Annotated in this window: 9 protein-coding genes; 1 reads left to right on the top strand and 8 read right to left on the bottom strand. The window is 74.6% G+C overall.

What is annotated here, in order from left to right; all coding sequences use genetic code 11:
* Positions 1-287: 287 nt before the first annotated feature.
* Complete coding sequence (locus tag IH09_RS03045) at positions 288-1,928, top strand: DEAD/DEAH box helicase (RefSeq protein WP_052853677.1); 1,641 nt, start codon at positions 288-290, stop codon at positions 1,926-1,928.
* A 342-nt stretch (positions 1,929-2,270) separates the two neighbouring features.
* Here the strand turns inward: IH09_RS03045 and IH09_RS03040 are convergent, their stop codons facing one another.
* The 8 genes from IH09_RS03040 to IH09_RS03005 form a co-directional block, all read right to left on the bottom strand.
* Positions 2,271-4,709: a penicillin acylase family protein gene (locus IH09_RS03040; RefSeq protein WP_318279375.1), complete on the bottom strand. Its 2,439-nt coding sequence runs from the start codon at positions 4,707-4,709 to the stop codon at positions 2,271-2,273.
* A 91-nt stretch (positions 4,710-4,800) separates the two neighbouring features.
* Positions 4,801-5,796 carry a TauD/TfdA family dioxygenase gene (locus IH09_RS03035; protein WP_052853676.1) on the bottom strand — a complete coding sequence of 332 codons (996 nt, stop codon included), beginning with the start codon at positions 5,794-5,796 and terminating at the stop codon, positions 4,801-4,803.
* Positions 5,797-5,841: 45 nt separating this feature from the next.
* A complete protein-coding gene (locus tag IH09_RS03030; RefSeq protein ID WP_052853675.1) occupies positions 5,842-8,871 on the bottom strand; it encodes a non-ribosomal peptide synthetase family protein in 3,030 nt (1,009 codons plus the stop codon).
* 71 nt (positions 8,872-8,942) lie between these two features.
* Positions 8,943-9,683 carry a thioesterase II family protein gene (locus tag IH09_RS03025; RefSeq protein WP_205380028.1) on the bottom strand — a complete coding sequence of 247 codons (741 nt, stop codon included), beginning with the start codon at positions 9,681-9,683 and terminating at the stop codon, positions 8,943-8,945.
* Between the two features lie 4 nt (positions 9,684-9,687).
* Positions 9,688-11,355, bottom strand: a complete 1,668-nt coding sequence (locus tag IH09_RS03020; protein WP_052853673.1) for a cyclic peptide export ABC transporter — start codon at positions 11,353-11,355, stop codon at positions 9,688-9,690.
* Position 11,356: 1 nt separating this feature from the next.
* On the bottom strand, positions 11,357-16,066 hold the full coding sequence (locus IH09_RS03015) for a non-ribosomal peptide synthetase (RefSeq protein WP_052853672.1): 4,710 nt from the start codon (positions 16,064-16,066) through the stop codon (positions 11,357-11,359).
* Between the two features lie 175 nt (positions 16,067-16,241).
* Positions 16,242-20,936, bottom strand: coding sequence for a non-ribosomal peptide synthetase (locus IH09_RS03010; RefSeq protein WP_190233189.1), 4,695 nt, complete (start codon positions 20,934-20,936; stop codon positions 16,242-16,244).
* The gene (locus IH09_RS03005) at positions 20,933-26,755 is read right to left on the bottom strand and encodes a type I polyketide synthase (RefSeq protein WP_318279374.1); all 5,823 of its coding nucleotides are present in this window, start codon (positions 26,753-26,755) and stop codon (positions 20,933-20,935) included. The genes IH09_RS03010 and IH09_RS03005 overlap by 4 nt, the downstream gene beginning before the upstream one ends.
* Positions 26,756-26,758: the final 3 nt, after the last annotated feature.

Raw genomic sequence — 26,758 nt, 5'->3', positions numbered from 1 at the left:
AGCCCCCGGCCCGCCGGGCGCCGCCCGAAGGGCCCGGCACCATCCGGCAGCGGCGACGACCGTCCGCTCACCCGCCGGCAGCGCACGACCACGGCTGACCGGCTCCCACGGTCCGGCTTTTCCGACCGCCACCGCGCGGCCGGCGCCGGCCGTTCTCCGAGATTCCGGGCGCCACGGCTCTCCGTCCCGCACCGCTCTCCGTTTTCCGGCTCGTTCTTGCGATTCTTCGTGCGGCTCATACACCGCCGGGTCTTCCTCGACACGCGCCGCATCGAGGAAGGTTCCCCATGAACCGCAGCACCCGTTCTTTTGACCGCAACTCCCGTTCCGGCGGCTCCGGCAACCGCTCCGGTGGCTTCGCCGGCCGCTCGGGCGGCAACGGCTCCGGCGGCGGTGGCTTCGGCAGCCGCTCCGGTGGCAACAGCTCCGGGGGCGGCGGCGGCCGTTTCCGCTCCCAGGCACCGCGCCGACCGCGGGCCGCGGCCCCGCAGGGCGAGTTCGCGCTGCCGGTGAGCACCACCCCGGCACTGCCCGCCGTGGCGGCCTTCGACGAGCTGGACATGCCCGCCGCGCTGCTCGCCACCCTGACACGCCTCGGCGTGACCGAGCCGTTCCCCATCCAGGCCGCGACGCTGCCGAACTCCCTCGCGGGCCGTGACGTCCTCGGCCGCGGCCGCACCGGATCGGGCAAGACGCTCGCCTTCGGCCTCGCGATGCTGGCCCGTACGGCCGGCCGGCGGGCCGAGCCGCGTGAGCCGCTCGCCCTGGTACTGGTCCCCACCCGCGAACTGGCCCAGCAGGTCACCGACGCCCTCACCCCCTACGCCCAGGCGCTGCACCTGCGTCTGGCGACCGTCGTCGGCGGTATGTCCATCGGCCGCCAGGCCAGTGCGCTGCGCGGCGGCGTCGAGGTCGTCGTCGCCACGCCGGGCCGGCTCAAGGACCTCATCGAGCGCCGCGACTGCCGTCTGGACGAGGTGGCGATCACCGTCCTGGACGAGGCCGACCAGATGGCCGACATGGGCTTCATGCCGCAGGTCACCGAGCTGCTCAACCAGGTGCGCGAGGACGGCCAGCGGATGCTGTTCTCGGCCACGCTGGACCGGAATGTCGACAAGCTGGTCCGGCGGTTCCTCTCCGACCCGGTGGTGCACTCCGTCGACCCGTCGGCGGGCGCGGTCACCACGATGGAGCACCACGTCCTGCATGTGCAGGGTCCGGACAAGCACGCCACGACCGTCGAGATCGCGGCCCGCGACGGCCGGGTGATCATGTTCCTGGACACCAAGCACGCCGTCGACCGCCTCACCAAGGACCTGCTCGCCAGCGGTGTCCGGGCGGCCGCACTGCACGGCGGCAAGTCCCAGCCGCAGCGCAACCGCACGCTCACGCAGTTCAAGACCGGGCATGTCAATGTGCTGGTGGCCACCAATGTCGCGGCCCGCGGTATCCACGTCGACAACCTCGACCTCGTCGTGAACGTCGATCCGCCGACCGACCACAAGGACTACCTGCACCGCGGCGGCCGCACCGCGCGGGCCGGCGAGTCCGGCAGCGTCGTGACCCTGGTGCTGCCCAACCAGCGCCGCGAGATGTCCCGGCTGATGGCCACCGCCGGGATCACCCCGCAGACCGCGCAGGTCCGCTCCGGTGACGCCGAACTCACCCGCATCACCGGCGCCCAGGCCCCCTCCGGTATCCCCGTCACCATCGCGGCACCCGTCGTCGAGCGCCCCAAGCGCAGCGCGTCGTCGTCCCGCGGCCGCCGCAGCCGCCCGGCCCAGGCGCGCCGCTCGGCGAACGGCGAGCGCACCGGCACGGGTTCGGGCTCCCGCTCGGCCAACGGCGAGCGCGGGACCGCCCGTTCGGGCAACGGCGACCGTACGGCGTCCCGCCGCTCGGCGGCGCCGCGCAGGGAAGCCTCGTAACCGAGGACGTATCCGGAAGGCGGGTCCGGCGGACAGCCGGACCCGCCGCCCCCGGCCCCCGCTCGCCCGGCGAGCGGGGGCTCTCGGCTGTCCGCGACCGTGTGGCGTCCGGCACGGTTGCCGCGCGCAGGCCCGGAGGCCAGCCTGCGGTGTGGCGGCATCTGATCCACCCCGGCCCCAGGAAGTGGTGACCACGCCCGCCTCGGCATCCGCGTCCCCAACTCCCGTCTTGCTCCGGCGCGTTGTCGCCGCGAGCCTCATCGGCACCACTGTCATGGCCCCGCGCCGGTGAGCCACCCGTTGCGCCCGTGGGTGGATCGTCGGTGCGGGGCCCGCCGCCGCTCACGAGAGCTCGGTGACCTCCAGGTCGGGGGAGGCCAGGATGTCCTTCTCGCAGAAGCGGCCGGGGAGCCACTCACCGGACGAGTAGAGCTTCGTCTGGTCCGCGTAGTACGGGGAGCCCGGGTCGGCGGACTGTGAGGTGGTCACCAGCGTCGAGACGTCGGGGCAGGGGGCGTCGGTGAAGGAGACGACCTGGAGGTAGCTGGAGCCGGTGCGGACATCGACGTTGCCGCGCCCGGGGTCCCAGACGGGGGTGATCAGATCGAGCACGCCCAGGGCTTCCGGGGCGCCGTGCATCGGGATGCGGTCCGTGCCGCGGACGACGTACTGGTGGTCGCCCAGCGCGGCGTCGAGCGGGATGCCCGCGGCGTGCAGTTCGGCCGCCGCGTCACCGAAGGCGCGTTGGACGTCGGGGCTCGTGGTCTTCAGCGAGTTCGGGGTGCCGACCGGGTCGGCCGGGTCGAACGGGACGTTCCACAGCCCGCCGGGCACGGTGGCCAGTTTGAGCACGAAGCGCTCGAAGAGCAGCGAGCCGCGGCTGGTGAGGGAGTAGGTGTGGTCCCAGTCGGCCAGCGCCCGGCACGCCCGGCCGACATCGACCGGCCCGTTGCCGGACGGGGCCTTGCCGTCGGGGAAGGCCCCGCACATCGTGGCGGTGTCGGCCGCCGCGAGCACGGCCGTCCGGCTGCGGTCGGTGAAGAGCATGCGCTGCATGGACTCCTTGGTGAAGCCCTTGCCCTGGAGGGTCTCCTCGACGGTGGCCAGCGACTCGCGGGTGCGGGCCGACCGCGGGGTGCCGACGTCGCCGACGATCCGCGGGTAGCCGGTGAGCGGTGCGTGCGGATTGGCCAGCCAGGGACTGTCGTTGGAGTTGAGCACGTAGTCCTGGCGCGTCAGCGACGGCAGCCGCTTCGGCGAGAACAGTCCGGGCTCCACCGAGTCGGGATCCGAGCCCCAGGCGCAGGACGACTTCGACCCGTCCAGGACGGGCAGGCCGGTCTTGGGGAAGAGTTCCTTGCCGAGCGGGGTGCCGCAGGACTCCGCCTGCGCGTCGGTGACGTGCGGGACGACCTGGATGTCGCCGTAGAAGGCGTGGCCCGCGCGGTCCGTCGCCATGGTGTTGATCCACGGCGCGCCCTGGGTGGCGGACAGCGACCTCTCGATGTCGGCGGTGCTGCGCGCGGTGGCGAAGCCGAACCAGGTGTTGAGCCCGCGCAGGTTGGTGTCGTTGGCGTCGCGCAGGGCGTAGCCGGTCGCGGCGTTCCACGGCAGGCCGACGCCCACCGCGCGGTTGATCATGGGGCCGTAGCGGGTCTCGTACAGCGTCCGCCGGACCTCGGTGAGGGAGCCGTCGGGCTGTTCGGCCCGCACCCGCACCGTCCGCGGGGTCATCTTCTCCTTGACGCCGTCCACGAGATAGCTGGTCGGGTCGCCGGGTACCAGGTGGACCTCGTACAGGCCGAAGGTCCGGGGCGTGGCCAGGGTGTGCGTCCAGGCGACCTGGTCGTTGAAGCCCTTCTGGACGAACGGGGTGCCGAGCAGCCCGGCGCCGGAGACATCGAGCTTGCCGGGCACGGTCAGCTGCACCTGCCAGAAGCGGCCGGCGCCGCGCCAGGGGAAGTGCGGGTTGCCGAGCAGGACGCTGTGGCTGCCGGCCGCGCCGTCCGAGCCGACGGCGATGCCGTTGCTGCCCTTGCCGTCCGCGCGCAGGGTGCGGTCGAGCCCGGCCTTGATGCGGTCCGCGGTCCGGGTGTCGGCCGGGGCCGGCGCGGCTCCGGGAGTGGGCTCGGCGCCGACGATGCCGTCGGCGAGGGCGCCCTGGCCGGTCCAGTTCATCAGCGCGTAAAAGAGCCGGTAGACGTCGGTCCCGGTGATCGGCCGGACCCACGCGGCGCCGTGGCAGGCGGGGTCGGTGATGCCGTCGCGGCCGGTCCGCGCGAGGTAGCGGTTGTAGCCCTGGGCATAGCCGGTGACGATGTCGCGCATCTCCTGGCGCGGGCCCTGGGGGGCGGGCCGGCCGGCCAGCCGCTCCACCGCACCGGAGTCGTTGATCCGCTGGAAGTGCAGATCGCTGGTGAGGTTGTCGCTCGCCGAGGTGAGGGTGGTGTTGGCCGCGCCGTCGGGACCGAAGTACCGGGAGCGCTCGGCGCCCACGCTGAGGAAGTTGTCGGCCAGTACGCAGATGTTGTCCTTGGCGACCGCGTAGCCGTATCCGTAGCCCAGGTCCGTGAAGTTCCGGGCGAGGATGTGCGGGACGCCGCTCTCGGTGTAGCGGAGCGTCGCCCTGGGCGTGCCGGTGCTCTGCCCGGCGTCCGCCACGGCACCGGAGGCGCCGGGCAGGACGGTCAGCAGGATCGCGGTGAGGTGGGCGCCGAGCATCCGCCCGGTGCGGCGGGTGCGTCGTCCGGTCCGCAGGGGGTCATGCGTGGTGCCGGGCACGGCCGCTGCCTTTCTGTCGGATTTCCGTGGTGGCGTATGTGCGGGGGTGCGCGACGGGGTCGGTCCGAGGTGGTGCGCACGGGGCCGCCGCTCACCCCATGACCGAGCCGTTGTCCGTGCGGTGGACGCGGGTGCGGCGGTTGTCGAGGTGGACGAAGACCCGCTGGAGCCAGCGGTCCCGGCCGTCGTAGCGGGGCGTGAAGGGGGCCCGGCCGTGCAACACCACGCGGTTGTCGACGAACACCAGCTCACCCGGGCTCAGTTCCACCGCCGTGGAGAGGTCCATCATGATCACCCGCAGCCGCTCCAGGGCCTGCTTCGCCTCGTCGTCCAGCGCGCTCGTGGCGTTGAAGTCGACCCGGATGTTGGGGTCGTCGGGGCTGCCGTCGAGGACGGGGTGCGCCTCGGTGCTGCCGCCGGAGCGGAACGAGGGCGGCGGGGCGGTGACGAAGCGCGCCTGGTGCAGCACCCGGCGGTCGCTCTCCTCGATCACCGGCAGGGCCCGGCGGATGGAGGAGACCAGCGTCCCCGCCTTCTGCCCGACCGCCTGCCGCAGGCAGTTCAGGCCGACGAAGTCCGGGCGGTACGGGTGGAAGGCGTTTTCGATGTGGAACTCCAGCGGCACCGAGCCGGCGTTGCTCTGGGACGCCTCCAGGCCCCGCACCGGGACGACGTTCTGCACCAGGGCGCCGGACTTCTCCTGGCGGTAGGCGACGATCTCGCCGAGTTGCAGGCCGATCAGTACGGCGGTGGCGGCGGGGAGGGTGGCGGCGCGCTCCACCGACCCGGCGCCGCCCGGGGTTTCGGGCAGCGCGTCCTCGTGGAGGGGCAGGCCCGACACCAGGAGGACCCCGCCCTTGCCGGGGTCGTGCCGGAAGGCGCGGACGGTGTCCAGCAGGCGGGCCGGCAGGCGGTTGCCGAGCCGCCGGGCGGTAGCCAGCCAGCCCGGGTCGTCGACCAGGGCGGGCGCGGTGCCGGCCAGCCGCCGGGCCAGCGCGGCGACCTCGTCGCGCTCGGCCCCGGTCAGCCGCAGGCGGTAGGCGTCGGCGTCCGCCGGCAGGAAGCCGGCGCGGTGTTCAGTAGCCATGGCGTGTCCTTTCAGGGGGTGTCCGAGGGATGCCTCGGGTTTCTCTCAAGGGGCCGGCAGGGCACGGGTGTCGACCTTGCCGTTGGCGGTCAGCGGTATCCGGTCGACCGCGGCGAAGTCCGCCGGGACCATGTAGTCGGGCAGGGCGTCGGCGAGGTGGGCGCGGAGCACGGCGGCGTCCGGTGCCGGCCGGCCGGCCGGCACGGTGTAGGCGACCAGGCGTACGTTCCCGGGGCTCGGTTCCCGGGCGACGACGACGGCGTCCCGGACGTCCGGGTGCAGCCGCAACCGCGCCTCGACCTCGCCCAGTTCGACGCGGTAGCCCCGGATCTTGACCTGGTTGTCGATACGGCCGAGGAAGTCGAGGGTCCCGTCGGGCAGCCACCGGGCCAGGTCGCCGGTGCGGTAGAGCCGTGCCCCGGCGGGCCCGTAGGGATCGGGGACGAAGCGCTCGGCGGTCAGCGCGGGGCGGCCGAGATAGCCGCGGGCCACTCCGGCGCCGCCGACGAAGACCTCCCCGGGGACGCCGACCGGCACCGGCTCCAGACGGTCGGTCAGGACGTACATGGTGGTGTTGGGTATCGGGGCGCCGAGCGGGACCAGCTCCGTCGTGGGGGTGGCGAGGACCTGCTGCCCGGAGTTGCCGATGGTGATCTCGGTCGGGCCGTATTCGGTGGCGACGCGGGTGCCGCCGGGACCCGCCAGGGTGTGCCAGCGCTCCGCCAGGGCCGCGGGGAAGGAGTCCCCGGCGGCGATCACGATGCCCGCGAGGCCGCGGACCTGGTCGGCGCCGAGCTGGTGGGTGAGCAGGTCCAGGTGGCCGGGGGTCATCTTGATGAAGCTGTACGGCGCCCCGGCGGCGAGATGGCGGCCCAGGTCCGCGGGCTCGAACGGCTCGGGCAGCAGATGCACCTCCCGGCCCGCGAGCAGCGGCGCGAAGAGGTTGGGGATGCCCAGGTCGAAGGAGAGGGAGGAGAAGACGGGCGCGCCACCGGTGCCCTGGGCCACGTAGGCGTCCAGCGTCCACAGCAGGTAGTTGACCAGGCCGCCGTGCCGGATCAGCACGCCCTTGGGCGTACCGGTCGAGCCGGAGGTGTGGATGACGTACGCGAGGTGGTCGGGGTGGACGCGGATGCCGGTGGGCGTCGCCGGGCGGGCCTCGATGGCCTCCCGGTCCTCGTCCAGCATGACGAAGGCGCCCTGGTGGAGGGGGCCGAGAACGGACCGGCGGTCCCCGGTGCTGATCACCGGGGGGTGGCCGGTGGTGTCGAGCATCCCGCGGATCCGCTCGGCCGGGAGGTCCGGGTCGAGCGGCAGGTATCCCGCACCGGCCCGCCACACGCCGATCAGTGCGGGCAGCAGGTGCGGGGTGCGCCGCAGGCTGACGCCGACGAGGGTGTCGGGCCCGGCTCCCCGCGCGAGCAGGTGGTGGGCGATCCGGTTGGCGCGCTCGTCCAGCTCCCGGTAGGTCAGGGTCTGTTCGCCCACGCGGACCGCCACGGCGTCGGGAACGGCCGCGGCCCGCTCCTGGAGGAGGCCGACGACGGTGGTGGTGCCGTGGTCGGCGGACGGTCCGGAGCTCCACGCACCGAGCACCGCCTTCCGCTCGTCCGGGGCGAGATGGGCGCGGAGCGCGTCGCCGTCGGGGCCGGCCGCCATGGATTCCAGGACGGCCCGGTACATGTGGACGAGGCGCTCGGCCCGCTCCGGGGGCACCGCCACGGCCGCGGTGCGCAGCCGCAGGTGGCCCGCGTCGGCCAGGACGTGCAGACCGTAGCCGTCGCCGTGGACGGCGGCGTCCCGGCCGGGCAGCGGGACGTCGGCCGGTCCGCCGCCGTCCGGGCCGGTGCTCGTGTCGGCGCCGCCGCCCGCGGGCGCCGTCCGCCACCGCCCGGCCTCGTACACCACCGCGGCGAACCGCTCGGCCCCGGCCCCGCCGTCCTGGGCGGTGCCGCGCGGGGCGTACCGGTGGCGCCAGCCCAGCGTCTCCTCCGCCCGTACCCGCGCGACGAGCCCGCGCCAGGTCGGGGCGGCGGCCGGCGACGCGAAGGGCAGCGCCACGCGGTGCAGCCGGGCGTCGCAGGTGTCGCGCTCGCCGTCCGGGGCCCAGTCGGCCCGTGCCACGACGTCCGAGCGGAAGGACCTCTCCGCCGTGAGGGTGCCCAGCACCTTCAGGTGGGCCGCCAACAGCACGGTGCCCAGCGGGACTTCGGCGGCGGCGGCCAGGGCGTCGAGTCCCGCGCGCAGGTCGTGGAAGGGCACGGCCCGTTCCGTGACGGCCGGGACGCCGCCCGGTGCCGGCTCCCCGGCGGGCTCCCGCTCCGGTGCGCCGTCGTCCTCCCGCCAGGCCCTGGGCAGGACGAACGGCGCGGTGCGTTCGGCGGTCCGGCGCCAGTGGGCGCGCCCGGCCCGGTCGAGGCGGCCCGCCCGCTCGGCGGCCGCGCACGGCGCGTGCCGCACCGCCGGCCGGTGCGCGGCCGGGTCGGCGCCGTCGCGGGCCCGTTCGCAGGCGTCCGCCAGTTCGGTGAGGACCGCGTCCGCGCTGAGGTCCGCCGCCAGCACACGGTGCAGGGTCAGCAGCAGCACCCAGGTGTCGTCCGGCTCCAGGACGACGTCGATCCGCAGCAGGGGCGCGGCGCCGGCGTCGAAGGGCGTGCCGCGCTCGGCGTCGGCGAGCGCGGCGAGCCGCGTCCGGCGGGTGGCCGGGTCCAGGGTGCGGTGGTCGTGCAGTTCCAGGGGCGGCCGGGCCCGGTCGTGCACCCGCAGCAGCGGACCGGAGGCGCCGGCCGGGTCGAGGGAGGTGCGCAGCAGTTCGTGTGCGTGGACGACGGCCTCGGCCCCGGCCGTGAACTCCCCGGCGGACAGCGGCCGACGGCCGGTGAGGCGCCGGGCGGTGACCTGTGCCCCGTCGCCGGAGAGCGGCGGTTCCGCGAGCGGCGCGGTGCGGGCGCGGTGGAGCGGATACGCGTCCACGACACCGGCCGGCAGGCGGGCGCGGTCGGCGCGGCCGATCAGCGCGAAGGGTTCGGCGGCCCCTGGCTCCGGTGTGCGGGCCATCGGGTCGGACAGCGTCATGGACCTCTCCTTACGAAGAAGCGCGGCGGGGACGGGCGGGCGCGGCACGGTGGTGCCGCGGGGCGGCGGCGTCAGGGTGTGGTGGACGGTTCGGCGGCGAGGGCGTCCCGTACGGCCGCGATGACCTCGGCCGCGGCGGAGTGCAGGAAGAAGTGGTCGCCGGCGATGAGCCGGAGCCGGGAGCCGGCGGTGGTCCGGTCGCGCCAGCCCTGGAGTGCGGAGATCTCGACGGAGGGGTCGGCCGTTCCCCCCAGGACGGTGAGCGGGACGTCGAGCGGCGGTGCCTCCCGGTACACGTAGGTCTCCAGTACGGAGAAGTCGGCGCGCAGCGTGGGCAGCATCAGTTCCATGAGTTCGGCGTTCTCCAGGAGTTCCCCGGGGGTGCCGTTCAGGACCCGCAGTTCGTCGCGCATCTCGTCGTCGGTGGCGTTGTGCATCTCCGGGCGGGCGCGGCGGGTGCCGGGGGCGGCCGCGCCGGAGACGATCAGGTGCGACGGCTGGGGGAGCCCGCGGTCGCGCAGGGCCCGGGTCAGCTCGTAGGCGACGAGTGCGCCCATGCTGTGCCCGAACAGCGCGTAGGGGCGGTCCATGGCCGGTCGCAGGGCGTCCGCGAGGGCCGCGACCAGGGGCCGCAGGCGGCTGTACGGGGTTTCCACCAGTCGGCGTCCACGGCCGGGGAGTTCCACCGGGCACACCTGGATGCCGCCGGGGAAGAGACCGGGCCAGTCGCGGTAGGCGGCCGCTCCCCCGCCCGCGTAGGGCAGGCAGAAGAGCCGCGCTCCGGCGTCCCGGCCGGCGTCAGGTCCGGTCAACCACTTACCGTCCACCGCTGTTCTCCTCTTCGGGAGTGCGGTCCCGGCGGTCCTCGCCGGGCCGGTCCGCACGGATCTGGCCGTAGTCGAGCCGTACGATCCGGTCGGCCACGGCGAAGTACCGGTCGTCGTGGCTGATGACCACGACCGTCTTGTTCCTCGCCTTCAGCTCCGCCAGGAGCTCGGTGTAGAAGAACTCCTTGAACACCGGGTCCTGGTCGGCGGCCCACTCGTCGAAGAGGTAGCAGGAGCGGTCCGCGAGGCAGGCGGTCAGCAACGCCAGCCGTTTGCGCTGTCCTTGGGACAGGGCGGTCGTGGAGAAGCGGTCGTCCACGATGGAGACCTTGTGGTCGAGCTGGAGGCGCCGCAGGTAGTGCTCGGCCTTCGCCGTCCGGTCGGCGCCGGGCAGGCCGCCGAGGCTCTCGAAGAGGAAGAAGTCCGAGAACACGGCGCCGAACAGTGCGCGGTAGGCGTCGCGGTTGTCGTCGGTGACCTCGCGGTCGTCGAGCCGGACCGCGCCCTTCTCGGGCAGGTACAGGCCGGTGAGCAGCTTGGCCAGGGTGGTCTTCCCGCTGCCGTTGCCGCCGACGACGAAGAGGACCTCGCCCCGGCGGAAGGTGAAATCGAGGGGCCCCAGGACGAACTGCTCGCCCGCGGCGCCCGGGTAGGCGTGGGCGACGCCGCGGAAGCCGATCTGCTGCCAGTCGGCCGGGGCGGCCGGGTGGTCGTGGCGCTTCTCCCGGCCGGCGCCCTCCAGGTACTCCAGCCGTTCCTCGATCTTGTGCAGTGCGACGGTCGCCCGCCCCAGGACGGGCAGCCAGGTCAGGACGCCCTGGAGGCTGGAGACCATGAAGAGCAGCACCATGATGCTGTCCGTCAGCGTCCTGGCGGGGAGGGCGAAGACGGCCGGGAAGACGAAGAGCAGGACGCCGATGAGCGCGAAGAAGATCGCCTGTCCGCTGCCGGCGGCCCCTTCGAAGACCGACAGGCCCAGGACGCTGCGCCGGCGGTAGGTGGTGGCGGTGGCGTCGAGCGCGGCGCCGGCCAGGGCCTCCCGGCGGCCGCGGTCGAGCTTGAGTTCCTTGGTGCCTTCGGTGACGGCCCGGAAGTGCTCGAAGAGCCGGTCCTGTTCCTCGCGGGCCGCGCCCAGGTGGCGCATCCCGTAGGCGGAGAACATCCGGTAGACGCCGACGGCGACGCCCAGGGCGAGGAGCGAGGTGAGGGCCACGGCGGGCGACACCACGGCCAGGTAGACCACGCACACCACCGCGAAGGTGGCGCTGAAGCACACCATCGGCAGACCGGGCAGGGCGTCCGCGATCACCACCACGTCGTCGGCCAGCGCGGAGTACAGCCGCGGGGTGCCGAGCTTCTCGACGCTGCGCAGGGGCGTGTCGAGGATGCCGTCGACCAGGCGGCGGCGCAGGCGGTAAATGAAGCCCTGGGAGAGGCGGAAGAGGAGGTTCTGGGCGAGGAAGCGGGTCACGACGGTGGCCACGCACAGGCCGGCGAAGGCCCAGACCACGGCGGCCGGGACGTGCCCCGCCCGGCCCAGCGCCGTGTTGACCAGCGCGATGAAGGAGGCACCCGCGGCGCCGCTGATGACGCTGGCGGCCAGGGCGAGCAGGAACGGGCGGCGTGAGGTCCGCAGCAGATAGCCGAACAGCCCCATATCAGCCCCGTTCCACGGTCGTGGCATCGTCGCCGGCGGGCAGGGGGGCCAGGAGGAGTTGCCGCAGTTCGCCGACCGGGCGGTCCGGGGCGGCCGCGACGGCCGCGACGGCCGCGATGAGGTGCGGCCACCGCCTCGACATCGCGGCCACCGCGCGCGCGTCGACGGCCTTCAGGTCGTACAGCCACATACCGCGCAGGGTTCCGGCGTCCTCCTCGCGCATGATCAGGGCGAGGTCGACGGCGTCCGCGGTGAAGGTGGCCACGACCTCGGGGAAGACGTAGTCGTCGCCGACGTCGAGGTGCAGCGGGGTGGTGGTGAGCCCGGCCAGTTCGAGGGCCGGGACGGTGGCGTTGAGCAGGTTGAAGGAGATGCCCGAGGGGTCGTGGCCCTCGGGGACGGCTCCGTCCAGCGCCCACAGCGGGGCGTCCTGGTGGGTGTAGGCGCTCAGGGTCCGCTCCCTGACCTGGCGGACGAGGTCGCGGAACGTCGGGTTGCCGGTGAGGTCGGAGCGGACCACGAGGTGGTTGACGAAGTAGCCGATCAGGTGCTCGGTCTCGGGCCGTTCGCGGCCGGCCACCGGGAAGTCGACGGGGATGTCGTCGCTGCCGGAGTACGCGGACAGCAGGATGCCGAAGGCCGCCAGCAGCACCATGAACAGGGTCGCGCCCTCGTGCCTGCCGAGGTCCGCGAGGGCCGTGGCGGGCCGGGCGCCGATCACGAAGCCGGCGGTGCTGCCGGTGGCGGGCCGGACCTCCTGGTGCCCGGGGGCGGCGAAGCGCAGGGTGGGCGGCAGCCCGGCGAGCCGGTCCCGCCAGTGGTCCAGGTGCGCGTCGAGCTCACCGTCGGCGAGCCGCTGCTGCTGCCAGGCGGCCACATCGGCGAACTGCGCCACGAGCTCCGGGAGCCGGGCCCCGGTGCCGTGGACACGGGCCCGGTACAGCTCGCGCATCTCGTCGAAGAGGACTCCGTAGGACCAGTTGTCCGTGACGAGGTGGTGCATCACCTGGACCAGTACGTGCTCGTCGTCGGCGAGCCGGACGAGGGTGGCGCGTACCAAATTCTCCTCGGCGAGCCTGAAGGGCCGGCGCTCCTCCGCCGAGACGATCCGGTGCAACTCCTGCTGCCGCGCGGCCGGTTGGTGGGCCCGCAGGTCGACGACGGCCAGCGGCCAGGCCGCGTCGTCCCCGACGAACTGGACCGGGGTTCCGGAGCGCTCCGCGATGCGGGTGCGCAGCGCCTCGTGGCGCCGGACGACGGTGTCCAGGGTGTGGCGCAGGGCCGCCTCGTCGAGCGGGCCGTGGAGGGTGACCGCGGTCAGGACGTTGTGGAACGGTTCCTGGGCGGGCACCGGCTGGTGCAGGTACAGCTCTTCCTGGGCGAAGGAGAGCGGCAGTCCGCCATCGCGGCCGAGGAGTGGGATGGCCGTGGCCTTGGCGGCGCCGTCGCCCCGGTGCTCGTCGATCCAGGCCGCCATCCGCGCCACGGTGAGGTTCTCGAACAGCATGCGCAGCGGGACGTCGATGCCGTGGGCGGCGGAGAGCTGGGCGGCGAGCTTGGTCAGGAGCAGGGAGTGGCCGCCCAGTTCGAAGAAGTTGTCGTGGGCGCCGATCCGCGGGGCGCCCAGCAGCTCCCGCCAGGATTCGGCGATGGCGCGCTCCAGGTCGCCGCTGGGCTCGGTGCAGCGCGGCCCGTCGCCGGGGGCGGCGGTCTCGGGGGCGGGCAGGGCGGCCTGGTCGGTGCGGCCGTCGAAGGTCAGCGGGAGCGCGGGCAGGACGACGACGGACGGAACCATGTACTCCGGCAGGCGTTCCCTGGCGTGCGCGGTCAGTTCGGCCGGATCGGGGGCTCCTTTGTCGTCAGCGGTGACGTAGGCAGTGACGTAGTCGGTGAGTCGCTCCGCGCCGGACCGGGCGGTCACGGTGGCCACGGCCTCGCCTACGGAAGGGTGGGCGGCCAGTTCGGCCTCGACACGGTCCACGGGTATCCGGAAGCCGCGCAGTGTCGCCTCCTCGCCGACGCGGCCGAGGATCTCCAGGCCGCCGTCGGGGCGCAGCCGGGCCCGGTCGCCGGTCCGGTGGAGCCGTTCGCCGGGGACGGCGGGGTGGTCGGTGAAGTGCTCGGCGGTGAGGTCGGGCCGGTCCGGGTAGCCCTGGGCGAGGGCGGGCCCGCCGATGTACAGCTCGCCGGATACGCCGGTGGGCACGGGCCGCCGGGCCGCGTCCAGGACGAGGACGCGGGCGCCGGCGAGGGGCGTGCCGGCCGGCACCGGGGCGGCGGTGTCGTCCGGGCGGCAGTGCCGGGCCAGGGCGGGCCCGCCGGTCTCGCGGGACCCGTACAGGTGGTGCAGTTCGGCCGCCGTCCGGGCGCGGAGGCGTGCGGGGAGGGCCGGGGGCAGCGGTTCGCCGCCGCTGAGCACCAGCCGCAGGGTGGTGCAGTGGGCCGCGTCCGGTTCGTGGAGGAAGCGCTGGAGCCGGGGCGGGGTGAGGTCGACGGTGGTCACGCCCGTTCCCCGGATCACCGCGGCCAGCCGCCCGGGGTCCGCGGTCGCCGGCTCCGGGGCGAGGACGAGTTCGGCGCCGCTCAGCAGCGGCCAGAGCACCTCGCGCAGCCCGGTGGTGGTGGAGAACGATGCGGCGTGCAGCACCCGGTCCCGGGCGCCGAGCGCGAAGTGGTCGCGCAGCCCCAGCAGCAGGTGGCGGAGCGCGGCGTGGGTGGTCTGGACGCCCTTGGGCCGGCCCGTGGTGCCCGCGGTGTGGCCGAGGCAGGCGGGGTGGGTGCCGTGGGTGCCGGCCGGCGGGGCGTCCTCGGGTTCCTCGTCGAGGGCCGGGCCGAGGTCGTCGAGGTCCAGCACCTCGGCGTCGTCGGGCGGCAGGACGGAACGCGCGGTTTTGTGGGTGAGGAGCAGTGGCGGCCGGGCGTCGTCGAGCTGCTGCGCCAGGCGCTGCGGCGGATCGGCGGGGTCCAGCGGCAGGAGGGTGCCGCCGGCCTTGAGCACCGCCAGGGCGCCGATGGCCCGCTCGGGTGTGCGGTCGGTGCACAGGCCGACCAGGACGCCCTGCTGCACGCCCAGCCGGCGGAGCCAGTGGGCGAGCTGGTTGGCGCGCCGGTCGGCCTGGCCGTAGGTCAGGAGGTGGCCGCCGTACCGGATCGCGGGGGCGTCGGGGTGGGCGCGGGCGAGGTCCTCGAAGGGCGTCTGGAGCGGCGCGTCCCGCTCGTCCGGCGGCCGGTCCGCGCCGGTGGGGGCGGTCAGCCGCCGCTGCTCGGCGTCGTCGAGGAGGGGGAGGTCGCCGATGCGCTGCCGCGGGTCGGCGGCCACGGCGTGCAGCAGCCGCTCGAAGCGGGCCACCAGCGACCGGGCGGCGGGCTCGTCGAAGAGGTCGGTGCTGTACTCCAGGCGGCCCCAGACCTGCCCGTCGTCCTCGAACATGTCCAGCAGAAGGTCGAATTCGGCCTTCTTGGCCTCCAGGGCGAGCGGCTCGGCGCGCACCGTGCCCTCGTTCCACACCGGGATCGGGACGTTCTGGTACGACACCAGCACCTGGAAGACCGGGGTGTGGGCCAGGGACCGCTCGGGTTTCAGCTGTTCCACCAGGCGCTCGAAGGGGATGTCCTGGTGGTCGTACGCCGTCAGGCACACCGCCGCGACGCGCCGCAGGGCCTCGTGGAAGGTGGGGTCGCCGCTCAGGTCGGTGCGCAGGACGAGGGTGTTGACGAACAGGCCGACCAGGGGCTCCAGTTCCGGCTGGGTGCGGTGGGCGACGGGGGTGCCGACGACGATGTCGTCGTTGCCGCTCAGGCGGGCCAGCAGGACCTGGAAGACCGCGGTGAGCACCATGAACGGGGTGGCGTCCGCGGCCCGTCCCACCTCGTGCAGCCGGGCCAGGAGGCCGGCCGGCAGCCGCAGCGGTACGGAGGAGCCGCGGTAGGTCTTCTCCTTGGGGCGGGGCAGCACCGTCGGCAGGCCGGTCTCCGAGGGGAGGTCCGCGAGCTGCCGCGTCCAGTACTCCAGGTCGGACTGCCAGGCCGCCTGTGCCGCCGGGCCGTGCTGCCAGCGCGCGAAGTCGGCGTACTGCACGGTGAGCGGCGGCAGTTGGGCCGGCCGGCCGGCCGCCAGCGCGCCGTAGGCACCGGTGATCTCCCGCATGAGGATGTCCATGGACCAGCGGTCGGTGACGATGTGGTGCAGGTTGACCAGCACGACCGCCTCGTCCGGTGCCAGGTCGAGGATCTCGACGCGCAGCAGCGGGCCGGTGGCGAGGTCGAAGGGCCGGGCGACCAGCGCCGCCTCGCGCCGCTCGGTCTCCGCCTCGGCGGCGTCCTGGGGCAGGTGCCGCAGGCCGACGGTGCGTACCTCGGGCGGCAGGTCGTCGCGGACCTGCTGGACGGGCTGCCCGCCGTCCTCGTGGAAGACCGTGCGCAGCGACTCGTGGCGGCGCACGACCTCCTGGCAGGCGCGGGTGAACGCCTCGGGGCGGAAGTCTCCGTGCACGCGCAGTCCCGCCGAGATGACGTAGGAGGCGCTGTTGGCCGAGAAGCGGTCCAGGAACCAGAACCGGCTCTGCGAGAAGGCCAGGGGGACGGGTGCCGCCGGGTCCTGGCGCGGCACGACCGTCCGGGACGGTGCCCGTTCGATTCCTTCCGCGCGCAGCAGGCTCTCCAGGAGCTCCCGGCGCTGGGACGAGAGGTTGAAGCGGCCGGTGGGGGTCACTGATGGTGCCTCTTTCGTGCCGTCGTCGTGAGGGTGGTGGTGCGGGTGGTCCGGGGACGGACGACCGTGGTTGCGGTGGTGCGCGCGGGCCGTTGGGAGCGGGGCACCACAGAGCGGTGCGGGTCGGCCGGGTCCGCGGCTCCGCCGGTCCGCGGCCGCCGCGGTGCCCCGCGGGTCACGAGCCCGTACCCGTCGGCGGGTTGCCGTCGAGTGCCTGGGCCACCTGGTCGTCGGAGAGGGCACTGAGCTTCACCAGCAGCTCGGCGGTCTTCTCGATGACCTCGCCGTTGCCGCTCTCGGCCACCAGGGTCTCGGCGAGACCGGCCACGGTCGGATGGCCGAAGACCCGGTGCAGCGGGACGGTGGTCCGAAAGGCGTCCTTGAGGCGGGCGGCGATGCGGGTACTGAGCAGCGAATGGCCTCCCAGGTCGAAGAAGTTGTCGAACGCCCCCACCCGGTCCAGGCCCAGCACCTCCGCCCAGAAGCCCGCCACGACCTCCTCGACCGCAGTGCGCGGGGCGACGTAGGCCGAACTCAGCTCCCGGCGGCCGAGGTCGGGGTCGGGCAGCGCCTTGCGGTCGATCTTGCCGTTCGGGGTCAGCGGCAGCGCGTCCAGGAAGACGAACGCGGCCGGGATCATGTATGCGGGGAGCGTGCGGGCGGCGGCGCTGCGCAGGTGGGCCGTGAGCCGCTGGGTGCGGCGGCGTTCGGCGCCGTTGACGTAGGTGTGCCAGGGGCGGGCGGGGGCGTCGGCGTCGGGGGCGGCCGGGAGCGCGGCGGTGACTGCGGCGGCGTCGGCGGCGTCGGCGCGGGTGAGGACGGCGTCGAAGGAGCCGTCGGTGCCGTGCCCGGCCCAGTCGAAGGCGATGCGGTAGCCGCTCTCCGCCGCGAGCTGCCACAGCTGTTCGGGGTCGGTGGCGCCGTCGGCGTCCGGCGTACCGTCGAGCGCGGCGTGCAGCTCTGCGACCGGGGAGCCGTCCGCGTCCCGGAGGGCGGTCAGCAGCGCGGCGCCGGGGGCCGTCCGCCGGTTGGGGACGGCACGGAGGGCCAGCGTCGCGGGCCGGCCGGCGGTCAGGCGGGCGCGCAGCGCGTCCGGGGTGAGCCGCTCCGCGCGCCAGTCGAGCCAGGCAGGTGCGGGCGGGGTGGGGGCCGCGGTGGTGGAGCCGGTGCCGGCGGTCAGCAGGACGTCGTAGCGGAAGCGGGTCATCTCGTTGGCGAAGGTGCCGCGTTTGGGCAGCACCGCGACCGAGGTGAGGGCGTCCGACCGCGCGGCGAAGGCGGTGAACAGGGCCGGGTCGATGACCAGTTCCCGGTCCTCGGCGACCGCGCGGCGGATCCGCCCGGCCAGCTGCCCGGCCGTCAGCCCCGCCTCGGCGCGGTGGAGTTGCACGGCGGCGTGGAAGCTCTCCAGCAGCGGCAGGCTGCGCACGTCCCCGACCACGAGCGTGCCGCCGGGGGCCAGGCGCCGTACGGCGGCCTCCAGCACCCGCAGCAGGTAGCGCTCATCGGGGAAGTACTGCACCACCGAGTTGAGGACCACGACGTCGAACTGCCGGTCCGGCAGGGTGCCGGCCCGGTCCGCGGCGCACTCGAAGAGCCGGACGTCCGCCGGATGGCGGCCGGGGCCAACGGAGCGCCGCAGCCTGTCCAGGGCGACGGGCGAGATATCGGTGCCCCAGTAGTGGTCGCAGTGCGGCGCGAGCCGGTGCAGCAGCAGGCCGGTGCCGCACCCCAGGTCGAGGACGGAGCGCGGGCCCAGGCCGCGGACCAGCTCCGCGGTCCGCTCGACCCATTCGCGCATCTCCGGGGCGGGGATCGGCTCGCCGGTGTAACTGCTGTTCCAGCCGCGGATGTCGAAGGCCGCGTCCGCCCCGGCCCCGGTGTCCGCGTCCACGGCGGTATCGGCGGCCTCGGCGTAGGCGGCATCCCAGATGCGGCGCCACTCCTCCGGGCTCTCCGACGACGCCGGTCCGTGCTCCGGCTCCCACGCCGGCTCGGTGCCGTCGTCACCGGCCCGGAAGCCCGCGGCGTCCGGGGCGTCCGCTTCGTCCGCGGCCACCACGTACGCCGTCAGCCGCTGGTCGCCGGGTATGTCCTCGCGGACCGCGACGACCGCCTCCCGGACCGCGTCCTGCTGGGCCAGCACCGACTCGATCTCGCCGAGCTCGATGCGGTGGCCGCGCAGCTTCACCTGGTGGTCCAGCCGGCCCAGGAACTCGATGCGGCCGCCGGCCCGGCGGCGCACCAGGTCCCCGGTGCGGTACAGCCGCTCCCCCATGCCGCGGGGGAAGGGGTGGGTGATGAACCGGTCCCGGGTCAGCTCGGGCCGGCCCAGGTAGCCGCGGGCCAGCCCGGCGCCGCCGATGCACAGCTCGCCCGGCACGCCGTGCGGCACCAGGTGGCCCCCGGCGTCCAGTACGTGCAGCTCGGTGTTGAGGAGGGGGCCGCCGAGGGTGACCGGGCCGGGGGCGACCCGGGAGGCCGCGGACCAGATGGTGGTCTCGGTCGGCCCGTACATGTTCCACAGCTCCACGCCGGTGGCGAGCAGCCGGCCGGCGAGTTCCTCGGGCAGCGGCTCGCCGCCCGCCAGTGCGCGGAAGCCCCGGGCTCCCTGCCAGCCGGCGTCCAGCAGCATGCGCCAGGTGGAGGGGGTGGCCTGCATGACCGTCGCCCCGGATCGCGCCAGGGCGGCGCCCAGTTGCTCCCCGTCGGCGGCGGTGGTGCGGTCGGCCAGTACGACCTGGGCGCCCTCCGTCAGGGGCAGCAGGATCTCCAGCAGGGAGATGTCGAACGCGAGGGTGGTGACGGCGAGCAGGGTGTCGCCGGCCGTGATGCCGGGCTCCTGCCGCATCGACCGCAGGAAGTTGGCCAGGGCGCCGTGCGGGATCTGGACGCCCTTGGGGCGCCCGGTGGAGCCGGAGGTGTAGATGACATAGGCGAGGTCCTGGGGCCGCACCGGCGCTTCGACGGCGTCGGCGGGTTCGGCGGCCAGTTCCGCGCGCAGCTCGTCCAGGCACAGCGCGGTCGCCTCGGCGGGCGCGAGCCCGTCGAGCACCGTGCGCTGGGTCAGCAGGACGGACACCCCGGAGTCCGCCAGGGAGTACGCGATGCGGTCCGGCGGGAAGCCGGGGTCCAGCGGTACGAAGGCGCCGCCCGCCTTGAGCACCGCCAGCACGGCGACGACCAGGTCGGCGGTGCGCTCCAGGCAGAGGCCGACCAGGACGTCGGTGCCCACCCCGAGCCGCGCGAGGCGGTGTGCCAGCTGGTTGGCGCGGCGGTCGAGTGCGGCGTAGTCGAGGGTCTCCTCCGCGGTGCGCAGGGCGGGTGCCCGCGGGGTGCGGGCGGCCTGCCGGGCGAAGCGCCGGTGCGCCGGCGGCGGCTCGTCCGCCTCGCGGCGGCCGGTGCCCTCGTCCCGCAGGGCGCGCTCCTCGTCGGCGGTGAGCATGGGCAGTTCGCCGACGGGCCGGTCCGGGTCGGCGGTCACGCTCTCCAGCAGCACCCTGAGGTGGCGGGCCATGCGTTCGACGGTGGCCGGGTCGAACAGGTCGGTGTTGAACTCGAACCAGCCGCTGAGCCCGTCCGGCCGGTGGAAGACCTGGAGTTCCAGGTCGAAGCGGGAGGTGGCGCTCCGCACCTCCATCGGTGCCATGCGCAGCCCGACCTCGCCGAAGTCGGGCAGCGGGATGTTCTGGAAGAGGAAGGAGACCTGGAAGACCGGCGAGCGCGACGGGTCCCGCTGCGGGTGCACCTCCTCCACCAGCCGCTCGAAGGGCAGCTCCTGATGGGCGAAGGCGCCCAGGGACGCCTGGCGGACCCGGGCCAGCACCTCGCGGAAGCCCGGCCGGCCCGACAGGTCGGTGCGCAGCGCGAGCATGTTGGTGAACAGCCCGATCAGCGATTCGGCTTCGGAGCGGCCGCGCCCGGCGACGGGCACCCCGACGACGATGTCCTCCTCGCGACTGTGGCGGTGCAGCAGCACCAGGAAGGCCGCCAGGACCGTCATGAACGGGGTGGCGCCCGCGTCCCGGCTCAGCTCCAGCAGCCGCTCCATGGCCTGGGGCGGGACGGTGAAGGGCACCGAGCTGCCGCGGGTGCTCTGCACGGGCGGGCGGGGCCGGTCGGTGGGCAGCTCCAGCATCGGCGGGGCGCCGCGCAGGGTCTCCTGCCAGTACGCCAGGTCGGCGGCGAGCGCGTCGCCCGCCAGCCGGTTGCGCTGCCATACGGCGTAGTCCGCGTACTGGATGGGCAGTTCGGGCAGGTGCGGCCGCTCTCCCTTGCTCAACGCGCCGTAGAGGGCTATCAGTTCCCCGAAGGCGACGGAGGTGGACCACAGGTCGCCGACGATGTGATGCATCGTCAGCAGCAGGATGTGCTCTTCGGGCGCCAGCCGCAGGAACTTCATCCGCAGCAAGGGGCCGGTGGTCAGGTCGAAGGGGCGGGCGAACTCCGCGCGGGCCAGCTCCCGGACGGCCTCGTCTCCGCCGGGACCGCTCAGCTGCGGGCAGTCCTCGACGGTCACCTCCAGCTCGCCGGTGGCGGCGACGACCTGCACCGGCTGCCCGTCGGACTCCTCGAACGTGGTGCGCAGCGCCTCGTGCCGCCGCACCAGCTCCCGGCAGCAGCGCCGCCAGAGGTCCACGTCCAGCGGGCCGTGCACCCGCATCGCGCCGGGGACGGTGTACGCGGCGTTGCCCGGGGTCAGCTGCTCCAGGAACCACATCCGCGCCTGGGAGAACGACGCGGGGAAGGTGCGGCGCTGTGTGCGCTCCTTCAGGCGCCGGGCCAGCAGCGCCCGCTTCTGTTCCGGTGTGAGACCGTCCAGGCCGGTGCCGCGCATACCGCCGTCCCCCGCTCCGCTCGTCCCGCTCATTCGCTCTCCCCCTGCCGCTCCGGGTGCGTGCCGGGTGCCACGGACCCGGCCGCATCGGCGGCGAGCACGTCCCGGAGCATGGCTTCCACTTCCTCGTCGGACAGGCCCGCCAGGTCGAGGCCGTCCGGTGCTTCGTCCGGTGCGCCGGGTTCCGGGTCGCGGCGCAGTGCCGGGATGGCGTCCGCAGGGCCTCGGTGCGTGCCGCCGGCCGCGAGGAGGGTGACGGTGTGGGCGACGGTCGGCCCGTTGAAGAACTCCCGCAGTTCGATCTCCGTACCGAACCGGGTCCGGACCTTCGCGCCGATCTGCACGGCGGCGAGCGAATGGCCGCCGAGCGCGAAGAAGTCGTCGTGGACGCCGATACCGTCGATGCCCAGCACCTCCTGCCAGATGGCTACGACCGCCCGCTCCGGGTCGGTGGCCGGGGCGACGAAGGGCGTGTCCAGGTCGGGGCGCGGGTGCGTGCCGCCGGGCGGTGCGAAGGTCTCGGCCTCCCGGGCCAGCGCCTCCGGCGTGAGCGAGCGGGCGAGCCCGCGCGCCGTGGCGAGGTCGAGGTGGGAGACGACGAGCTGGGCCGGCAGCACGGGGGCGGCCAGGACGCGGGCGAACGCGGCCACGCCGTCCCGTTCGGCGATGCCCTCGGCCAGGGTGCGCAGCGTGCCGCCCTCGGCGGGCCCCGCCACCGTGCCGCCGTCGCCGCCCCGTACCGCGGCGTCGGTGGCCTGCCCGATCTGCTCGATCATGGCGTCGACGTCGTTGATCCGCTTGAGCGTGAAGTCGGCGATCTCGACCAGCGGGTGCCCGCGCGGATCGAGGATGTCGATATCGCACCTCAGGGTCTCGCCCGCGTCGTCGGAACCCTTCAGATGCACGTCGCACAGCACGGTGGCGGTCAGCGCGCCGTGGACGCGCAGGCTGCCGTAGGTGAACGGCAGGTAGTAGCCGTCGCGCATCTGGATGCGGGCGGAGACGCCCGCGACGTCCAGCAGCGCCGGGTGCAGCGCGAAGCCGTCGAGGTCGGCCAGGAACGCCTCGTCCAGGCCCAGTTCGACCAGCAGCCGGTCCTCGGCGACATGGACCCGGTGGAGGCAGTGCCAGCGCGGGCCGAGGGTGAACTCGATGCGCCCGCCCTGCTCCAGGAGGTCCAGCTTGAACAGCCGGCGCAGTTCCTCCTGGCCGTCGACGACCCGCGCGGCGGCGAACTCCCGGCGCAGCGCTTCGAGGTCGCGGGGCACGGCGGTCCGCGGGCCCTCGGCGTCGGGGAAGGCGACGGTGCCGACGGCATGGGTCTGCCAGATGGCGGGGTCGCCGGTGCCGTCGTTGCTGCGCACCGTGAACCGCCGCTGTCCGTCGCGGGTCTCCACGGTGGTGTGGAGCGCCCTGGTGTGCCCGTCGGGTACGACGACGGGGAGGGCGAACAGCACATCGCGCAGTTCCACGGCGCGCCCGGCGGACTCCTCGGCGACCGCGGCCCGCACCAGTTCGAGATAGGCCGTGCCGGGTACCAGGCCGTGGCCCATGATGCGGTGGTCGGCGATCACCCAGGTGTCGTCGGTGTTGAGTGCGCTGCGGTAGGTCCGCGACTGCGGCCCGGACTCCACCAGGTGGTGCAGCAGCGGGTGGCCGGTCGGCTCGCCGCCGGCCGCGGTGGCGCCGCCGAGCCGGGCGGCGAGCCCGGCGGCCATGCCCACACCGCGCCAGGTGTCCCAGGCCACGGCCGCGACCGGCGTCCCGGTCTCCTGGCGCTTCCACTGGGCGTAGGCGTCCAGGAAGGCGTTGGCGGCGCAGTAGTCGCTCTGGCCGGGGCCGCCCAGCAGGGCGGTCAGGGACGAGCACAGCAGCAGGAAGTCCAGTCCGTCCGTGCCGCAGACCTCGTCGAGTACCAGCGTGCCGAGGGTCTTGGCGGCGAGCACCTGGTCGGCGTCCGCGCGCGTCTTGCCCGTGATCATGCCGCGGGAGGGCAGTCCGGCCGCGTGGACGACGCCGTTGAGCGCACCGTGGCGGCGCAGTGCGGCGACCGCCCGCGCGGTCTGTTCCCGGTCGGTGACGTCGCCCTGGAGGACAACGGTCCGCGCCCCCAGCTCCTGGAGGCGCCGCAGCCGGCGGATGCGGACGGCGGTGGGGTCCGGTGCGCCGGGTGCGGCGAGGTGGGTGTCCCAGGTGTCCTCGGCGGGGAACGGGGAGCGGCTCAGCAGGCCGATGACGGGGCGTTCGACGGCTTCGGCCAGGTGCTCGGCCAGGGCCAGTCCGATGCCGCCCAGGCCGCCGGTGACGAGGTAGACGCCGCCGTCGCGCAGCCGGGTGCGGCCTTCGGGGAGCGGCGTCGCGTCGAAGTCGCGGATCCACCAGTGGGCGCCGCGCAGCGCCAGTTCGCGCTCCTCGACGGGGGTGCCGAGGACACCGCGCACCGCCCGGACCGCGCCGTCGCCCGGCCGGTGCGGATCGGTGCCGGTGACGTCCAGGGTGCGGCAGGTGACGCCGGCGATCTCCTGGCCGATGACGGTGCAGGCGCCGAGCAGGGTGGCGTTCTCCGGCTGCAGGGGCTCCTCGCCGGTGACGCTGTACAGGCCGCGGGCCAGCACGTCGAGGGTGACCGGGGCCTGCGGGCGGACCTCGCCGAGGGCCTGGGCCAGCGCGAGGAGGCTGTCGAAGCCGGTGCGGCGGGCCGCGTCCAGCCGGGCCGCGTCGAGGCCGGCCGCGGGCCCGTCGGCGGTGCTCCACAGGTGGACGAGGCGCAGCGGCCGCGGCCCGTCGGCGCCGAGGGATGTGACGAGGCCGGTGAGGTGTTCGCGGCTGGCGGGGTCCAGCGTCCAGGAGCGCTCCCCGTCGCGGGCGAGGGCGCCGCCGGTGCCGACGCGGACGACGGTGGCGCCCTCGGACTCCAGGCGCCGCGCCAGTTCGCGGCCCAGGGCCAGGTCGGTGCCCAGGACGGCCCATACGGCGTCCGTCGCGTCGGCGGGCCGCGCGCCGGGGTGCGGCCGCCGTTTCCAGCCGGGGGTGTAGAACCAGTCGTCGAGCGGGGCGGTGGCCTGGGCGGCGGAGCGCGGGCCGGGTCCGCCGTCGGCGTCCGGCTCGATCCAGTACCGCTGCCGTTCGAAGGCGTATCCGGGCAGCCGCACCGGACGGCGGCGCTCGTCGGCGAAGTGGGCGGACCAGTCGACGTCCGCGCCGGCGCTCCACAGCGCGCCGAGGGTCTGGGCGAGGTGGGCGCGGTCGTCGCGCTTGTCCTTGGGGTGCCGCAGCGAGCCGAACGCGGTACGGCCGTCGCGGCAGGCGGCGTGCTGGCGCACGAAGTTGCCGAGGGCCTGGCCCGGTCCCACCTCCAGCGGTACCAGATCGGGGTCGGCCAGCAGGACGTCGAGGACGTCGGCGAACCGCACCGTGCGCCGCAGGTGCCGCCCCCAGTATTCGGGGCTGGTGGCCTCTTCGTCGGTGATCCAGGTGCCGGTGACGTCCGAGCAGAACGGGATCCGCGGTGCGGCCGGGCGGACTGTGCGGACCTCCTCGACGAAGGGTGCGACGGCGCCGTCCATGCTCGGTGAGTGGAAGGCGTGCGAGGTGTGCAGGGCGCGGGCGGCGATCCCCGCGGCCCGCAGCCGTTCGCGCAGCGCCTCGACGGCCACGTGCGGGCCGGAGACCACGCTCAGCCCGGTGGAGTTGACCGCCGCCAGGCACAGCGCGTCGTCCTCGCCGAGCCACCGCGCGGTCTCGTCCTCGGGCAGGAAGACGGTGAGCATGGCGCCCCGGGGCATCGCCTGGACCAGCCGTCCGCGGGCCGCCACCAGGCGTACCGCGTCCGGGAGCGGGAAGACGCCGGCCAGGCAGGCGGCGACGTACTCGCCGATGCTGTGGCCGGCCATCGCGCCGGGCCGCACCCCCCAGGACATCCACAGCTGTGCCAGCGCGTACTCGACGGTGAACAGCGCGGGCTGGGTGAGGGCGGTCTGCGCCAGCTCCCGGTTCGCGGCCTCCTCCTGTCCCGGTTCCGGGTACAGCAGCGTGCGCAGGTCCGTGCCCAGGTGCGGGGCGAACAGCTCGGCGCACCGGTCGACTTCCGCCGCGAAGCGCGGTTCGTGCGCGTAGAGGTCCCGGGCCATCCCCGCGTACTGGGAGCCCTGGCCCGGGAAGAGGAAGGCCACCGGTGCCCGGTCGGCGGCCGGGCGGGCGTCGGCCTCGGTCAGGGCGCGCAGCGCGGTGACGGCCTCCGCGGTGTCCCGGCAGACGACGCCGGCGCGGGTGCCGAAGGCGCGCCGGCCCCGCGCCAGGGTGTGGGCCACGTCGCCCAGGGGGAGCTCGGGGTGCCGCTCCAGATGGTCGGCGAGCCGGCGGGCGCCCGCCACCAGCGCGGGCGCGGTCCGGGCGGCCAGCGGGAGCAGCTGCACGGCCCGGGAGGGGCCGCCGGGCGCGGCGTCCGGTGCCTCCTCCAGGACGACGTGGACGTTGGTGCCGCCGATGCCGAAGGCGCTGACCCCGGCGCGGCGCGGGGCCCCGTCCGCCCGGGGCCAGGGGCGCAGGCGGTCGTTGACGAAGAACGGGCTGTCGGCGAGGGCGAGTTCGGGGTGGGGCCGGGTGAAGCCGAGGGTGGCCGGGATGGCCTGGCGTTTGAGGGCGAGGGTGGCCTTGATGAGGGCGGTGACACCGGCGGCGGCGTCGAGGTGGCCGACGCTGCTCTTCACCGACCCGATCGCGCAGTAGCCGGTCTCGTCGGTGTGCTCCCGGTAGGCGCGGGTCAGCGCGGCGATCTCGATGGGGTCGCCGAGGGCGGTGCCGGTGCCGTGGGTCTCGACGTAACCGACGGAGGCCGGGTCCACCTCGGCGACCGCCAGCGCCTCGGCGATGACCTCGGCCTGGCCCTCGACACTGGGCGCGGTGTAGCCGGCCTTCAGGGCGCCGTCGTTGTTGACCGCGGTGCCGCGGACGACGGCGTCGATCTCGTCGCCGTGCGCGCGGGCGTCGGCCAGGCGGCGCAGGACGACGATGCCCGTGCCGTTGCCGGCGACCGTGCCGTCGGCGTCGGCGTCGAAGGCGCGGCAGTGCCCCTGTGCCGACAGGATGCCGCCCTGCTCGTGCAGATAGCCGCTCTTGAGGGGGACGGAGACGGAGACGCCGCCGGCCAGGGCGATATCGCACTCGCCGTTGAGCAGGCTCTGGCAGGCCAGGTGCACCGCCGTCAGCGAGGTGGAGCACGCGGTCTGGACGGTGACGGCCGGGCCCTTGAGGTCGAACTTGTACGACGCGCGGGTGGCGAGGAAGTCCTTGTCGCTGGCGAGCAGGGTGCGGTGGAGGCCGGTGGAGTCGTAGACCCGGCGGTTCCCCATGATGTTGAAGAGGAGGTAGGAGTTGAGGCTGGCGCCGGCGAAGACGCCGATGCGGCCCTCGAAGGTGGTGGGGTCGCAGCCCGCGGACTCCAGGGCCTCCCAGGCGCATTCGAGGAACACCCGGTGCTGGGGGTCCATCAGCTCGGCCTCGCGCGGGGTGTAGCCGAAGAAGGCGGCGTCGAAGCGGTCGCCGTCCTCCAGCACGCCCTTGGCGCGGACGTAGCGGGGGTCCGCCAGCTCCTGCGCGGTGACGCCGGAGGCCAGCAGTTCCTCGTCGGTGAGGGCGGCGATGGTCTCGCGGCCCGCTTCGAGGTTGCGCCAGAAGGCGTCGATACCGGAGGCGCCGGGGAAGCGCCCGGCCATGCCGATGATCGCCACGTGGTTGGCGTCGTCCGCCGCGTCCGGGGCGTCCGGGGCGTCCGGGGCGTTCAGGTTGTCCACGGTGTCCCGTTCGTCGGGCCGTTCGTCGGTCGCGTTCGGTTCGTCCGCTGTGTCGGGCACGCC

Source organism: Streptomyces celluloflavus, assembly GCA_000720995.1.
In the GTDB taxonomy this organism is placed as follows: Bacteria; Actinomycetota; Actinomycetes; order Streptomycetales; family Streptomycetaceae; genus Streptomyces; species Streptomyces celluloflavus.
Note: the sequence above shows the minus strand (reverse complement) of the source record. Positions and strands in the feature narration are given on the sequence as shown.